Consider the following 13836-nt stretch of genomic DNA (forward strand, 5'->3'; position numbering starts at 1 on the left):
CACGGGCGCCGAGCGGCGAGGTAGGCGGCGGCGACGGATACCCGTCTGTTACGGCGGCGCGTCTCTTGTCCCTTGCGGGAGCCGTGCCTAGCGTGAGAGAAGGCGCCCGCACCGACCCGTCAGGAGCACCCCATGGACACCCCGGTCATCGAGGCCCGTGGGCTCGTGAAGACCTTCGGCAGCACCCGGGCGCTGGACGGCTTCGACCTCACGGTCCGCGCCGGCCAGGTGGCCGGCTTCCTGGGACCGAACGGCTCCGGGAAGTCCACCGCGATCAGGGTCCTGCTCGGCCTGCTCCGGGCCGAGGACGGCACCGCGAGGGTGCTGGGCCGGGACGCCTGGGCGGACGCCGTCGAGATCCACCGCCGCACCGCCTACGTCCCCGGGGACACGAACCTGTGGCCCGGCCTGACCGGCGGGGAGATCATCGACCTCCTCACGGACGTCCGCGGGGGACGACGACGCCGCCGGCGCTGCGACGAGCTGATCGAGCGCTTCGAGCTCGACCCCACCAAGAAGGCGCGCAGCTACTCCAAGGGCAACCGGCAGAAGGTGGCCCTGGTCGCTGCCCTGAGCGCCGAGGCCGAGCTGTACTTCCTCGACGAGCCGACCTCGGGCCTCGACCCCCTCATGGAGGCCGTGTTCACCGACGAGATCCGCCGGCTCACCGACCGGGGCAGCACCGTCCTGCTCTCGAGCCACATCCTGGCCGAGGTCGAGAAGCTGTGCGACACCGTGACCATCATCCGCAGCGGGAAGGACGTCGAGAGCGGGACGCTGGCCCAGCTGCGCCACCTCACCCGCTCCGCCGTCACCGCGACCACGCGCACGGACGCCGCCCGGCTGGCGGACGTGCCCGGCGTCCACCACCTGGTGCACGCGGACGGCAGGGTCGCCTTCGACGTCGACGACGCCCGCGTCGGCGAGGTCCTGCGGGTGCTGGCCGACCTGGACGTGCAGAACCTCACGGTCACGCCGCCCTCGCTCGAGGAGCTCTTCCTGCGCCACTACGGGGAGCGCCCGGCGGCGGAGACGGCGTCCCGGTGAGCGCCACGGCCCTGCGCCCCGCCGACGAGGCCGCCCCCGGCTCCGCGCCCCGCCCCCGGCGCACCGCCGACCCGTGGACCGGCACCCGGCGGCTGTTCCTGCTGAACCTCCGGCTGGACCGGCTGCGGATCCTCGTCTGGGTCCTCGCCCTCGGGGGGACCGTGTGGGCGACCGTGCTGGCCCTGGAGACCACCTTCCCCGACGGCCAGTCGCGCCAGGCCCGGGCCACCCTGCTGGACAACCCCTCGGCCGTGATGATGACCGGCCCGGCCTTCGGGGTGGACGACTACACGCTCGGCGCCATGACGGTCAACGAGCTGAGCCTGTCGGTGCTCGTGGCGACCGCGATCATGAGCGTCCTGCTCGTGAGCCGGCACGTGCGCGCGGAGGAGGAGTCGGGCCGGCTCGAGGTGCTGCGCGCCCTGCCGGTGGGCCGCTTCGCCCCGGCCACGGCCGCGCTCGCGGCGGTCGCCGTGGCGGACGCGGCGGTCGGGGCCGCCGTCACGGCGGGGCTCGTCGCGGCGGGACTCGGCGGGGCCGACGCGCTGGCCTGGGGGGTCGCGACCGCGCTGACCGGGCTCGTGTTCGGCGCCGTGGCCGCGGTGACCGCCCAGCTCACCGAGCACGCCCGGACGGCCTCCGGCATGGCGATGGCCGTGCTGGGGGCGGCGTTCCTGGTGCGCGGCATCGGTGACGTCATCGAGCCCAGGGGCTCGTGGCTGTCCTGGTTCTCCCCCCTCGCGTGGGCCCAGCAGACCCGGCTGTACGTCGAGCTGCGCTGGTGGCCCCTGCTCCTCTCGGCGGCGCTGGCCGTCCTCCTGCTCGCAGGGGCCGTGGGGCTGGCCCAGCGCCGCGACCTGGGCGCGGGGCTGCGCCACGCCCGGCCGGGGCCCGCGGCCGCCCCGGCGTCCCTGCTCTCCGTCACGGGCCTGGCCCGCCGTCTGCTGCACGGCACGTTCACGGGCTGGGCGGCCGGGCTGGTCCTGTTCGGCCTGGCCTTCGGCTCGCTGGCCGACTCGCTGGAGGACAGCCTCGAGGACATCCCCCTCATCACGGAGTGGCTGGCCATGGACGTGGACGCGCTCACCGAGTCCTTCGCCGCCGCGACGCTGTCCTACCTCGTGCTCGGCGTGACCGCCTTCGCCGTCTCCGGGGTGCTGCGGCTGCGCGGGGAGGAGGAGTCCGGGCGGACGGCCCTGGTCCTGGGCGCCGGGGTGTCCCGGCCGCGCTGGTTCCTGGGCTGGTGCGCCGTCGTCGGCGTGCAGGCCCTGCTGGCCCTCGCGCTGTCGGGGGCGGCGCTGGGCGCAGGCGTCACCGCGACCACGGGCGAGGCACGATGGATCGGGGAGCTCACCCTCGCGGCGCTGGCCTACCTGCCGGCCGTGCTCGCGGTGGCCGGGCTCACCGCCGCGCTGGTGGGCGTCGTCCCCCGCGCCGCCGCCCTCAGCTGGGCGGTGGTGGCGTACGTCGTGTTCGTCTCGTGGTTCGGGGTGCTCCTGGACATGCCGGAGTGGGCGGCCGAGCTCTCACCCGTCCGGCTGACGCCGCTCGTGCCGTCCGAGGACTGGGACGCCGCTCCCCCGCTGGGTCTGGCCGCGGCGGCGGTGGCCCTGGTGGGGGCCGCCGCCGCCGGGTTCCGCCGGCGGGACCTGCTGGCCTGAGCCCTGCCGTGGCGCTGCCCTCGCGAGGGGTCGGGTTCCGCCACCCCACAGCAGCGAGGGGGCGCTGCCGAACGGAATCGACTGCGATGTCCGTTCGGCAGCGCCCCCTCGGCGTGCGGTTGCGCAGAAGAAGACCCCTCGGGAGGGTGGATCGGCCAGGGGCGGGAACGGCCCGGTCAGCCCGCGATCATCCTGAGCATCTCGCGGTTGAACGCCTTGAGGTCCCGGGGGCTGCGGGAGGTGACGAGCCGGCCGTCGACGACGACCTCCTCGTCCGCCCAGTCCGCCCCGGCGTTCTTCAGGTCGGTGGCCAGGGAGTGGTACGACGTGAGCCGCCTGCCCTTCGCCAGCCCGGCCTCCAGCAGGATCCACGGGGCGTGGCAGATGGCGGCGATGGGCTTGCCGGCGGCGTCGAACTCCTTCACGAGCCGCAGCGCGTCGTCCTCCACGCGCATGTTGTCGGCGTTGAGGGTGCCGCCGGGCAGGACCAGCGCGTCGAAGTCCGCCGCCTTCGCGTCGGCGAGGGTGCCGTCGACCTCGTAGCTGCCGCCGCGGTCCCAGTCGCCCCGCAGCGCGGTGATGCTGCCCTTCTCGGAGGACAGCAGCACGGGCGTGCCGCCGGCCTCCTTCACCGCCTTCCAGGGCTCGGCCAGCTCGGGCTCCTCGACGCCGTTGGTGGCGACGAACGCGACCTTCTTGCCGGTGATGTCGGTGGTCATGGGGTGTGCCTCCTGATCGGGGTGGGAACGGGTGCGGGGTGGTGCGCTACTGCGGCCGGCCGCCTGCGGGCTCGGCGCCGATGGCGGCGAGGGCGGCCCGGAGGCGGGTCCCGGCGTCGTCGGCGACCTCCTGGATCGCGGGCGTGCCGCTGAGCTGGACCATGGTCTGCGGGTCGATGGCCTCGACGGTCGTGCTGTCGGCGTCCTTGCCGCGGCGCACCACCACGTTGCAGGGCAGCAGCGCACCCATCTCCGGCTCCGCGGCGAGCGCCTTGCTGGCCAGGGACGGGTTGCACGCCCCGAGGATGACGTAGTCGCCCACGTTCTCGGCGGCCTCGGCGCCGAGCTTCTTCTCGAAGGTGCCGCGGACATCGATCTCCGTGAGGATGCCGAAGCCCTGCTCGGCGAGCGCCTCGCGCGTGCGCCGGACCGCCTCCTCGTAGGAGAGGGGGACGACGACGGCGTTGGTGTAGCTCATGCTCGTGCTCCTTGTCGATCGGGATCGTGCGCTCACGGGTCCACTGTTGGCACGCCGGAGCGTGAAAGGGAAGAGCGGGACCCCCGCGTTCTCCCTGGGCGTTACCCGGGACGATGCATACCCCCAGGGGTACTTGAATACCCCTGGGGGTATCTGCCATACTCAGGACGAACGCCCGGCGACGCGCCCCGCACCCCTGCACCGCCTGACGACCCCGCCCCGGCCGGCGGGAAGCAAAGGACACGCGCCATGACCGTCACCCTCGTACTGACCCTCCTGCTGTCGGTGCTGATCGGGCTCTCGCTCGGTCTGCTCGGCGGCGGCGGGTCCATCCTCACCGTCCCGATCCTCACCTACGTCGCGGGCCTGGACCCCAAGGAGGCCATCGCGGCCTCCCTGTTCGTCGTCGGGGTGACCTCCGCCGTCAGCGCTGTCAACCACGCCCGCAACAGGCGCGTGAAGTGGCGCACCGGCCTCGTCTTCGGCGTCGCCGGCATGGCCGGGGCCTTCCTCGGCGGCCTGGCCGGCGGCTACATCCCCGGCACCGTCCTGATGATCGCCTTCGCCCTGATGATGGTCGCGACCTCCCTCGCCATGATCCGCGGCCGCAAGAACGGCGCCGCCGAGGCCCACGACGGCGAGCTGCCGGTCCTGAAGGTCGTCGCCGAGGGCCTGGTCGTGGGCCTGGTCACCGGCCTGGTGGGGGCCGGCGGCGGCTTCCTCGTCGTCCCGGCCCTGGCCCTGCTGGGCGGGCTGTCCATGCCCGTGGCCGTGGGCACCTCCCTGGTCGTCATCGCCATGAAGTCCTTCGCCGGGCTCGCCGGCTACCTCACCACGGTCTCCCTGGACTGGGCCCTGGTCGGGGCCGTGACCGTCGCCGCGGTCGCCGGCTCGTTCGCCGGCGCCCGTCTCGCCGGCCGCATCCCCGAGGCCGCCCTGCGCAAGGGCTTCGGCGTGTTCGTCCTGGCCATGGGCGTCTTCGTCCTGGTCCAGGAGCTGCCCGCCGCGGCCGGGGCCGCCGTCGGGATCACCGCCGCTGCCGCCGGCGTGGCCGCGGCCGTCTGCTGGTTCGCGGTCCCGAAGTGCCCGCTGCGCACGCCCCTCACCGCCTGACCGCCCCCGTCCTCCCCCGAGAACCACCGCGACCGAGCACCGAGGAGGAGATCCCCGTGGCCGCCGTCGACCTCACCGAGCAGGCCTGAGCCGTGGCGGGGACGGCCGCGCGCGGCGCCGCCACGGCCGCCCCCGCCCCTGGAACACTTCCGTAACAACCCGCCGATACCGTCAAGACGCCCCGCGGTGCGCCGCAGGGCAGCCACCAGGAGGAATCCACCATGGACGTCACCGTCATCGACACCCCCCAGCTCGGGGACCGCAGCTACCTCGTGCACGACGGCAGGGTCGCCCTCGTCATCGACGCCCAGCGCGACATCGACCGGGTCGAGGCCGCCGCCGAGAAGGCCGGCGTGGAGGTCACCCACGTGGCCGAGACCCACATCCACAACGACTACGTGACCGGCGGCTATGTCTACGCGCGGAAGCACGGCGCGCAGTACCTCGTGAACGCCGCCGACGACGTCTCCTTCGAGCGCACGCCGATCTCCGACGGCGAGACCGTCCGGGTCGGCGAGCTCTCCGTCAAGGCCGTGGCCACCCCCGGCCACACCCACCACCACCTCTCCTTCGTGGTCGAGCACGGCGACGAGCAGGCCGTGTTCTCCGGCGGCAGCGTCCTCTACGGCTCCGTGGGCCGCACCGACCTGCTGGGCCGCGAGCACATGGTGGGCCTGACCCACGACCAGTACGCCTCCGCCCGCCGCCTGGCGGAGGAGGCCGAGGAGAAGGCCGCCCTGTACCCGACCCACGGGTTCGGCTCCTTCTGCTCCTCCGGCCCGGCCACGGGGGCGAGCGAGTCCACCCTGGGCGAGCAGATCGAGACCAACCACGTCTACACCGACCCCGACGAGGAGCACTTCGTCCGGGAGCTGATCGCCAACCTCACGGCGTACCCGAACTACTACGTGCACATGGGCCCGATCAACGTCGCCGGCCCGGCCGAGCCGGACCTGTCCGTGCCCGACTCCCTCGACCCCGAGGAGCTCAGGGCCCGCCTCGAGGCCGGCGAGTGGGTCGTGGACCTGCGCAACCGCGTGGCCTACTCGAGCACCCACCTCAAGGGGACCATCAGCTTCGAGTACGGCGACGGCTCCAGCTTCACCACCTTCCTGGGCTGGATCTTCCCCTACGACCGGCAGCTGACCCTGGTCGGCTCCCGCGAGGACGTCGAGAACGCGATCCGCGACCTCTCCCGCATCGGCATCGACTCCCCCGACGCCGCCCTCGGCGAGGACCCCCGGCAGCTGGCCCCGGGCGCGGCCGTCTCCTCCTACCCGCGCGTCGACTGGAAGGGCATGCTCGCCGAGCGGCCCGAGGGCGAGGCCGTCCTGGACGTCCGCCGGGTGGACGAGTACGAGGAGTCGCACATCCCCGGCGCGGTCAACATCCCGCTGCACGAGCTGCTGACCCGGATGGACGAGGTGCCCGAGGGCCGGCTGTGGGTGCACTGCGGCTCCGGCTACCGGTCGGGTGTGGCCGCCAGCCTGCTCGAGCGGGCGGGCAAGGACCCGGTGCACATCGACGCCCTCTTCGACGAGGCCGAGCAGGACGGCGTCCCGCTGGAGAGCTGACCCGGCGCGCGAGGGGCGGGCACCCGCCCCTCGCGCCCTCCCGCCCTCCCGCCCCGACGACGACCGCGCTCCAGCCGACGGACGAATCCCCGACGACCGCATCCCCGACGCGAAAGGCCTCCTGTGAGCTCCTCCCGCCCCGTCCTCCCGTCCACCACCGGGCGGCACGGCGTCGCGACGGTCGGCGCGGCCGTCGTCCTCCTCCACCTGGCCGGGTGGGGCGCGCTGCTCGCGCTGGTGCTCGGCACCGGGACCGGCGCGGCCGGCACCGGCCTGTTCACGGGGCTCGCCCTGAGCGCCTACGCCCTGGGCATCCGCCACGCGTTCGACGCGGACCACATCGCCGCGATTGACAACGCCACCCGCTCGCTCATGGCCCGCGGCAGGGAGTCCGCGGCCACCGGCTTCTGGTTCGCCCTGGGCCACTCCTCCGTCGTCCTGCTCTCCGTGCTGCTCCTGGCCCTGGGCTTCGAGGTCTTCGCCGGGGGCCTGGCCGACGAGGGCTCCGGGCTGCGCCAGGCCGCCGGGCTCTGGGGCGGCACGGTCTCCGGGCTGTTCCTGGTGACCGCCGGGATCCTGAACCTCGCCGTGCTGCTGCGGCTGCACCGCGCCCGCCGGGCCGCCCGCACCGGGGCCGTGGACTCCGCCGAGCTGGACGCCCACCTCGACAAGCGCGGCGTCCTGCACCGGCTGCTGCACCCGGTGACCCGCGCGGTGGACCGCCCCGCCCGGATGTACCCGGTGGGCTTCCTCTTCGGCCTGGGCCTGGACACGGCCGCCTCGATCGGCCTGTTCGTCATGGCCGGCGGCCTGGCCCCGGACCTGCCCTGGTACGCCGTGCTCGTGCTGCCCGTCCTCTTCACCGCGGGCATGACGCTGTTCGACAGCGCCGACGGCATCCTCATGAACCGGGTCTACGGCTGGGCCTCGGCCGACGCCCGCCGGAAGCTGGACTACAACCTCGTCGTCACCACCGTCTCGGTGGTGCTCGCCTTCGTGATCGGGGGGACGAGCTTGCTCTCCGTGCTGGCCGAGGTGCTGCGGCCCGCCGACGGGGCGCTCGCCGCCGTCGCGGCCGTGGACCTCAACTTCCTGGGCGTCGCGGTGATCGTCTTCTTCTGCCTCGCCTGGGCGGGCGCCCGGATCCTGGACCGGCTGCGCGGGCCGGGCGGGGCCGCGCTCGTGCGAGGGTGAGCGCATGACCCGGCTGCTCCTGCTCGCCGACACCCACGTCCCCCGGCGCGCCCGCGACCTGCCGGATTCTGTGTGGCAGGCCGTGGACGCCGCCGACGTGGTCCTGCACGCGGGCGACTGGACCGACACCACCACCCTCGACCGGCTCGAGGAGCGCGCCGCCCGCCTGGTGGGGGTGTGGGGCAACAACGACGGCCCGGAGCTGCGCGCCCGGCTGCCCGAGGTGGCCCGCGAGACCATCGGCGGCGTCCGCTTCGGGATGGTCCACGAGACGGGCGCCGCCACCGGGCGGGAGGCCCGCGCGGACCGGGCCTTTCCCGGTCTCGACGTGCTCGTGTTCGGCCACAGCCACATCCCGTGGGACAGCACCACCCCGGACGGGATGCGGCTGCTCAACCCCGGCTCCCCCACCGACCGGCGGCGGCAGCCGTTCTGCACCTACCTCACCGCGGTGGCCGAGGCCGGCCGGCTCCTCGACGTGGAGCTCGTGCGCCTGCCGCGGCGCTGAGCCCTCAGGCGAGACCGCGCAGCCTGTAGTAGCGGCGCCCCACCACGGACCCGTTGATCCGCACCGCGGCCCACACCACGACGAACAGCAGCGCCACCACGACGGCCGGGACGGGCACGAAGAAGGCGGCCACGACCAGCGCCATGCCGGGGACGGTCAGCAGGATCGGCCAGGCGTACTGGACCATCTCCACGGCCATGTAGTCCTGCATCTCCCGCAGGGCGGGATCCTGGGGGATCGCGCCGCGGCGCACCGACATCCGCAGGCCCTTGCTCGCCCGCGACCGGGCGTCCATGAGGTCGTTGCGGGGGGCGTCGTCCGCGCGGGTCAGGGAGAGGACGAGGCCGGCGAGCAGCAGGGCCGCACCCCCGACCGTGAGCCCCCACTGGGCCGGGCTGAGGAGGCCGCCCTCCCCCAGCACCAGGGCGGCCACGATCCCGGCCACGAGCCCTGCCACCAGGCTGAGGACGGCCGCCAGCACGATCCGCCGGGCCCAGATGGAGTCGAGCTCCCCGAGCCGCGGGATCTGCACGTGCGGGTGGTCCGCCCCGCTGAGCCGGATCTCCTCGTCCACCTCGCCCCGCGCTCAGGCTGCCTGGTAGGTGAGGCAGTCGGCCTCGTCCGCCCCGGCCCCGATCTTCACGTCGTGGGCGGTGCACATCAGGTGCGAGTTGTGCACGCACTCCCCGCGCTGGCACGCCCCCACCTCGGCGTGGACCGTCGGCAGCCCCCCGTCGGCGCCCAGCGAGATGAACGTCCCGCAGTGGGCGTGGCCCGAGGAGCCGGCGACGGTGATGGCGTGGGCGCTGCACTCGTGGTCGTGGTTGAACGAGCACTGCCCCACGGAACAGTCGGAGACGGGAACGAACTCGGTGGTGGCCATGACGGATCCTCCTGGAAGTTCCTCGAGGCCGGACCCGGCGGTCCGGCACTGGTTCGGACAGGTCCAGGATGCGCCCGCGGGACCGGAAAAAATAGCACAGATTTCCGTGTCCATTTCCTCCGGCCTCTGGTGGGGTGGGGTCAGCCCTGCTGGGCGTGGAGGAGCTCCAGGAAGTGGGCGCGCATCCGAGCACGGTCCGGTTCCACCCCGGTGATCAGCGCGAACGCGTCGGCGGCCTGGCCCACGGCCATGTGCCCGCTGTCGAGGACCCGGCACCCGTCCGCCCCTGGCGCCCGGGCTGCGCCGGGACCGCGGGACGCCCGTGGTCGCCGCGGGCACCGCCGCCGACCCGCTGCCGCCCGTGGTCTCCAACGCCGTCAAGCACGGCTACGACGCCGCGCAGGAGCTGGCCGCCCATCTGGCCGGCTGACCCGCGGGACCCGCCAGCGGGGGCTCCGGCGCGACCTGTCGCCGGGGGCTCAGGAGGACGGGAGACCGTCCTCCTGAGCCCCCGGCGACGGCTGCGGGAGCCGGCTGATCCGCACCCGCTCCACCCGCGCGCGGTCGGTCGCCAGGACCTCGAGCCGGTACCCGTCCACGTCGACGACGTCCCTCGGGCGCGCCACCCGGCCCAGCCGGTCCATCACGAACCCGCCCACGGTCTCGTAGTGGCCCTCGGGGATGACGAGGCCGGCCTCCTCCGGGACCTCCTGGATGATGAGCCCCCCGTCCACGAGCACGGACTCGCCCTTGCGCAGCACCGTGTCCTCGTGCTCGCGGATCCCGGCGTCGAACTCGTCGTAGATCTCCCCCACGAGCTCCTCGACGAGGTCCTCCAGGGTCACGATGCTCGCCGTCCCGCCGTACTCGTCCACCACCAGCGCGATGTGCCGGCCCTCCTTGCGCAGGAGCTGCAGGGTCTGGAGCACGTGGTTGGTCTCCGGCAGGAACGGGATGGGCCGCACGATCTCCCGCAGGGTCCGCGGCGGGGCCTCGATGGTCCCGTCCCCGTCCTCGTCCGCCACCACGAGGTCCCGGATGTGCACGAAGCCCAGGACGTCGTCCCCGCCCTCGCCGGTGACCGGATAGCGGGAGTGCGGCAGGGACAGGGCCGTGCGGTAGGCCTCCGTCACGGGCAGGTCCCCGCCCAGGAAGTGCACGTCCGTCCGGGGCCGCATCACCTCGGCCAGGCGGCGCTCGCCGGCCTCGAAGACGTCCGTGAGGATGGAGCGGGAGACGGGCCCGATGCCCCGGGTGTCCACGACCATCTCCCGGATCTCCTCCGCGGAGACCTCCTCCGTGACGGCGCGCGGGTCCGCGCCGAGGAGCCGGACGACGACGTTCGTGGACGCCGAGAGCAGCCCGATCACGGGGCGCATCAGCTTGGCGAAGAGGCTCAGCGGCGGCGCCAGGACGGTCGTGAAGCCGACGGCGCGCTGCATGGCGAGCCGCTTGGGCACCAGCTCCCCGAACACGAGCGAGAGATAGGCGATGACCAGGGTCATCCCGATCAGCGCCGCGGTCTGCGCCGCGGACCCCGACAGTCCCATCCGCTCGAACAGGGGGGGCGACGTCCGGGGCGATGGTGGCCGCGCCGTAGGCCGAGGAGAAGAACCCCGCCACCGTCACCCCGATCTGCACGGCGGAGAGGAACAGGTTGGGGTCCCGCACGAGCGCCGCCGTCCGGGCGCCCTTGCGGCCGGACCGCTCGATCCGTTTGACCTGGCTCTCCCGCAGGCTCACGATCGCCATCTCGGTGCCGGCGAAGACCCCGCCGACCACCACGAAGAGCAGGACGAGGAGGAGGTTGACGAGGGTGTCGGAGTCCATGGCACCCAGGCTATCGAGCCGCCCGGCGCCGTCCGGCGGTCCTGCTCCGGGACCACACCTTGGGATCTCACCTTGAGATCACGCCCTGAGATCACGCCCGGTTCACCTCGTGTTGACCGCGGCGTCGCCCCGCCGGTCTTGACTGGTCCCGGCACACCCCCGACCCGAAGGACTCCCCCATGACCGTCCGCCCCGCGCCCCGCCGCCTCCGCTCCGCCGCCGCCGGCGCCCTGTCCGCGGCCGCCCTGCTCGGCGCCGCCCTGCCCGCGGCCGCGGCCCCCGCCGGCTCCGACGCCGGCCGCCCGCTCGTGATCGGCCACCGCGGCGCCGCCGGCACCGCCCCCGAGAACACGGTCGCCGCGTTCAAGGACGCCCGCGCCGCGGGCGTCGACCACCTCGAGATCGACGTCCAGCTCAGCGCCGACGGCGTGCCGTTCCTCTTCCACGACGACACCCCGGCGCGCACCACGGACGTCGAAGAGGTCTTCCCCGGCCGCGAGCACGACCCGATCACCTCCTTCACCTGGGCCGAGCTGCAGCAGCTCGACGCCGGCTCCTACTTCGGGGCCCGGTTCGATGGCGAGCGGATCCCGCACCTCGACGACGCCGCGAGGATCGCCACCGTCAACACCGGCGTCTACATCGAGATCAAGTCCCCGAAGAACTCCCCCGGCGTCGAGCAGGTCGTCGCCGACGCCCTGGCGGAGGACAAGGAGTGGGCGAAGCTGCTGGAGGCGGGCAAGGTCACGGTCATCGGCTTCGACGAGGGCTCCAACCGGACCTTCGCCGAGCTCGCCCCCGACGTCCCGCTGCAGCAGCTCGTCGGCACGGTCCCGGACGCCGCCACCGTCGAGCGCTGGGCGGGCTTCGTCGACTCCGTGGGCACGAACTACCGCAGCCTCGACGCCGACGACGTCGCGCTCGTCGATGCCGCCGGCCTGGACCTCGGCGTCTACACGGTGAACTCGCCCGAGGCCGTCCAGCACGTGATCGACCTCGGCGTGGACATGGTCACCGGCGACTTCCCGATCCAGACCGACCGCCTGCTCGACGGGCTGGACCCCTTCCCCGCGAACAACGGGATCGAGATCCAGGACGCCGTCAACGACGTCCCGGGCGACGACCTCCAGTACGGGACGGGCGAGCACGTGGTGCTCACCAACACCGGGACCACCACCGTGGACGTCAGCGGCTACGTGCTGCGCGACGCCGCGAACAATGTGCTCACCGTGGGTGAGGGCTACGAACTGGCCCCGGGCGGGCAGCTGCGGGTCCACACCGGGTCCGGCGAGAACGCCGAGGACGCCTGGTACAACGGCGGCACCGGGGCCGTGCTCAACAACGGCGGCGACTCCGTGGCGCTGTGGACGGGCGACGGCCGGCTGCTGGACGTCTTCGCCAACTGACGTCCCCCGTCCCGTCGCTCGTGCGACCCCTCCCGCCCCGGTCGACCACGGAACCCCTGGTCGCCCGGGGCGCCGGAGTGAGGGGCGGACGGAGTGAGGGGCCGGACGGAGTGAGGGTGCGGACGGCGGGCCGGAGCGGCCAGTATCCTGAGCCCGTCGAGGTGCCGGCCCCGCGCGCGACCCCGCAGCGCCCGGCCGCCCTCCGGAGGGAGTCCGAATGGACGTCGTGCTCACGCTGCTGGGGTTCGGCCTGATCGGGCTCGGGCTCTGGGACGTGTTCCACACCCTGCTCTACCCCAGCGGCCGCGGCACGCTCAGCCACGGGATGCTGCGGCTGGCGTGGTGGGCCTCCCGCCGCACGGGCCACCGCCGCGGCTCGATCGCCGGTCCGCTGGGGGTGGTCGCGGCCATCGTGCTCTGGGGCCTGCTCCAGGCGGTCGGCTGGGCGCTCGTGTACCTGCCCCACATCCCCGAGGGCTTCTCCTACTCGGAGGGGGTGGACCCGGAGGGGCACCACGACGCCGCGGAGGCGCTCTACATGTCCCTCGTGACCCTGGGCACCCTGGGCTTCGGGGACGTGGTGCCGGTCGGGCCGTGGCTGCGGTTCGTGTCGCCCGTCGAGTCGCTGATCGGCTTCGCCCTCCTGACCGCCGCGCTGTCCTGGTTCACCCAGATCTACCCGGCGCTGGCCCAGCGGCGGGCCCTGGCCGCCCGGCTGTCCCTGCTCCAGGGCGTCGACTACGCGCGCCGGCTGTCCGGCCTGGACCGCGCCAGCGCGAGCCGGACCCTGGACCAGCTCACCGACGACGTCGTGCGCGCGCACGTGACACTGGTGCAGAACGCGGAGACCTACTACTTCCGGGAGGTCAAGGAGGACGCGGCGCTGGCCGTCTCCCTGCCGTACGCGATGGAGATCGCGGCGCGCGCCCAGGACGCGGCCGCGGAGGAGATCCGGGTCAGCGGGGCGATGCTCCGCACGGCCGTGGAGGATTTCGGCAGGCTCCTGCGCGAGGAGTTCGGCAGCCCCGGGGAGACGACCGAGGAGGTGCTGGGCGCCTACGCCACGGACCACGGCTACGACCCGCCGAAGGCCCGGACGTCCTGAGCCCGGGACCGCTCACCAGAGGTGGCGGCAGGAGGGGTTCTGGCAGGAGTGCTCCGGGGCGCGCCCGTCGGCCAGCATCATCGACGGGGACGCCAGCTCCACGTCACGGGCCAGGTCCCAGTCGTCCGGCATGATCTGCACGTAGACGAGCTCGAAGCCGGTCCCGCCGCAGCGGGGGCAGGGCGCGGTGGTGCCGCGCAGACCGTCGGACGAGGTGGTGCCCATGGTGACCTCCCGCTGCCGCTCCGGGCGCTCCGGAGCCGGTGGGCCCAGTCTAGCCGCGGGCCCACCGGCGCGGCGGAGATGCCGTGAAGGTGC

General features: G+C 73.9%; 14 protein-coding genes and 2 pseudogenes. 8 read left to right on the forward strand and 8 right to left on the reverse strand.

Annotation, left to right across the window (positions count from 1 at the left end; all coding sequences use genetic code 11):
• The first annotated feature begins 132 nt into the window (after positions 1–132).
• Together IEW07_RS08155 and IEW07_RS08160 are read left to right on the forward strand one after the other, a co-directional pair.
• Positions 133–1047 carry an ABC transporter ATP-binding protein gene (locus IEW07_RS08155; protein WP_188536068.1) on the forward strand — a complete coding sequence of 305 codons (915 nt, stop codon included), beginning with the start codon at positions 133–135 and terminating at the stop codon, positions 1045–1047.
• Positions 1044–2708: an ABC transporter permease gene (locus IEW07_RS08160; protein WP_229741648.1), complete on the forward strand. Its 1665-nt coding sequence runs from the start codon at positions 1044–1046 to the stop codon at positions 2706–2708. The genes IEW07_RS08155 and IEW07_RS08160 overlap by 4 nt, the downstream gene beginning before the upstream one ends.
• 176 nt (positions 2709–2884) lie before the next feature.
• Here the strand turns inward: IEW07_RS08160 and IEW07_RS08165 are convergent, their stop codons facing one another.
• Positions 2885–3427, reverse strand: coding sequence for a type 1 glutamine amidotransferase domain-containing protein (locus IEW07_RS08165; protein ID WP_188536070.1), 543 nt, complete (start codon positions 3425–3427; stop codon positions 2885–2887).
• A gap of 46 nt (positions 3428–3473) precedes the next feature.
• A complete protein-coding gene (locus tag IEW07_RS08170) occupies positions 3474–3905 on the reverse strand; it encodes a DUF302 domain-containing protein (protein WP_188536072.1) in 432 nt (143 codons plus the stop codon).
• 249 nt (positions 3906–4154) lie between these two features.
• Between IEW07_RS08170 and IEW07_RS08175 the strand changes: the two genes are divergently transcribed.
• The 4 genes from IEW07_RS08175 (at position 4155) to IEW07_RS08190 (ending at position 8294) form a co-directional block, all read left to right on the forward strand.
• A complete protein-coding gene (locus IEW07_RS08175; protein WP_188536074.1) occupies positions 4155–5018 on the forward strand; it encodes a sulfite exporter TauE/SafE family protein in 864 nt (287 codons plus the stop codon).
• Positions 5019–5239: 221 nt separating this feature from the next.
• Positions 5240–6592: an MBL fold metallo-hydrolase gene (locus IEW07_RS08180; protein WP_188536075.1), complete on the forward strand. Its 1353-nt coding sequence runs from the start codon at positions 5240–5242 to the stop codon at positions 6590–6592.
• 123 nt (positions 6593–6715) lie between these two features.
• The gene (locus IEW07_RS08185; RefSeq protein WP_188536077.1) at positions 6716–7786 is read left to right on the forward strand and encodes a HoxN/HupN/NixA family nickel/cobalt transporter; all 1071 of its coding nucleotides are present in this window, start codon (positions 6716–6718) and stop codon (positions 7784–7786) included.
• A gap of 4 nt (positions 7787–7790) precedes the next feature.
• Positions 7791–8294, forward strand: a complete 504-nt coding sequence (locus IEW07_RS08190) for a metallophosphoesterase family protein (protein ID WP_188536095.1) — start codon at positions 7791–7793, stop codon at positions 8292–8294.
• Positions 8295–8298: 4 nt separating this feature from the next.
• Here IEW07_RS08190 and IEW07_RS08195 read toward each other — a convergent pair whose 3' ends face one another.
• From IEW07_RS08195 to IEW07_RS21610, 5 genes and pseudogenes are all read right to left on the reverse strand, one after another.
• Positions 8299–8868, reverse strand: a complete 570-nt coding sequence (locus IEW07_RS08195) for a hypothetical protein (RefSeq protein WP_188536097.1) — start codon at positions 8866–8868, stop codon at positions 8299–8301.
• A 12-nt stretch (positions 8869–8880) separates the two neighbouring features.
• Positions 8881–9177, reverse strand: a complete 297-nt coding sequence (locus IEW07_RS08200; RefSeq protein WP_188534873.1) for a DUF1540 domain-containing protein — start codon at positions 9175–9177, stop codon at positions 8881–8883.
• Positions 9178–9317: 140 nt separating this feature from the next.
• A pseudogene (locus tag IEW07_RS08205) lies at positions 9318–9473 on the reverse strand (shikimate dehydrogenase); the annotation flags it as partial.
• Between the two features lie 183 nt (positions 9474–9656).
• Positions 9657–10727 carry a hemolysin family protein gene (locus IEW07_RS21430; protein WP_308738219.1) on the reverse strand — a complete coding sequence of 357 codons (1071 nt, stop codon included), beginning with the start codon at positions 10725–10727 and terminating at the stop codon, positions 9657–9659.
• Positions 10728–10800: 73 nt separating this feature from the next.
• Positions 10801–11007: pseudogene (locus IEW07_RS21610) on the reverse strand (CNNM domain-containing protein); the annotation flags it as partial.
• Positions 11008–11186: 179 nt separating this feature from the next.
• Here IEW07_RS21610 and IEW07_RS08215 point away from each other — a divergent pair.
• Positions 11187–12413 carry a glycerophosphodiester phosphodiesterase family protein gene (locus tag IEW07_RS08215; RefSeq protein WP_188536098.1) on the forward strand — a complete coding sequence of 409 codons (1227 nt, stop codon included), beginning with the start codon at positions 11187–11189 and terminating at the stop codon, positions 12411–12413.
• Positions 12414–12630: 217 nt separating this feature from the next.
• Positions 12631–13518: a potassium channel family protein gene (locus IEW07_RS08220; protein WP_188536100.1), complete on the forward strand. Its 888-nt coding sequence runs from the start codon at positions 12631–12633 to the stop codon at positions 13516–13518.
• 12 nt (positions 13519–13530) lie between these two features.
• Here the strand turns inward: IEW07_RS08220 and IEW07_RS08225 are convergent, their stop codons facing one another.
• Positions 13531–13743, reverse strand: a complete 213-nt coding sequence (locus tag IEW07_RS08225) for a hypothetical protein (RefSeq protein WP_188536102.1) — start codon at positions 13741–13743, stop codon at positions 13531–13533.
• Positions 13744–13836 lie beyond the last annotated feature (93 nt).

This window comes from Kocuria dechangensis (assembly GCF_014636775.1).
GTDB classification, from domain to species: Bacteria; Actinomycetota; Actinomycetes; order Actinomycetales; family Micrococcaceae; genus Kocuria; species Kocuria dechangensis.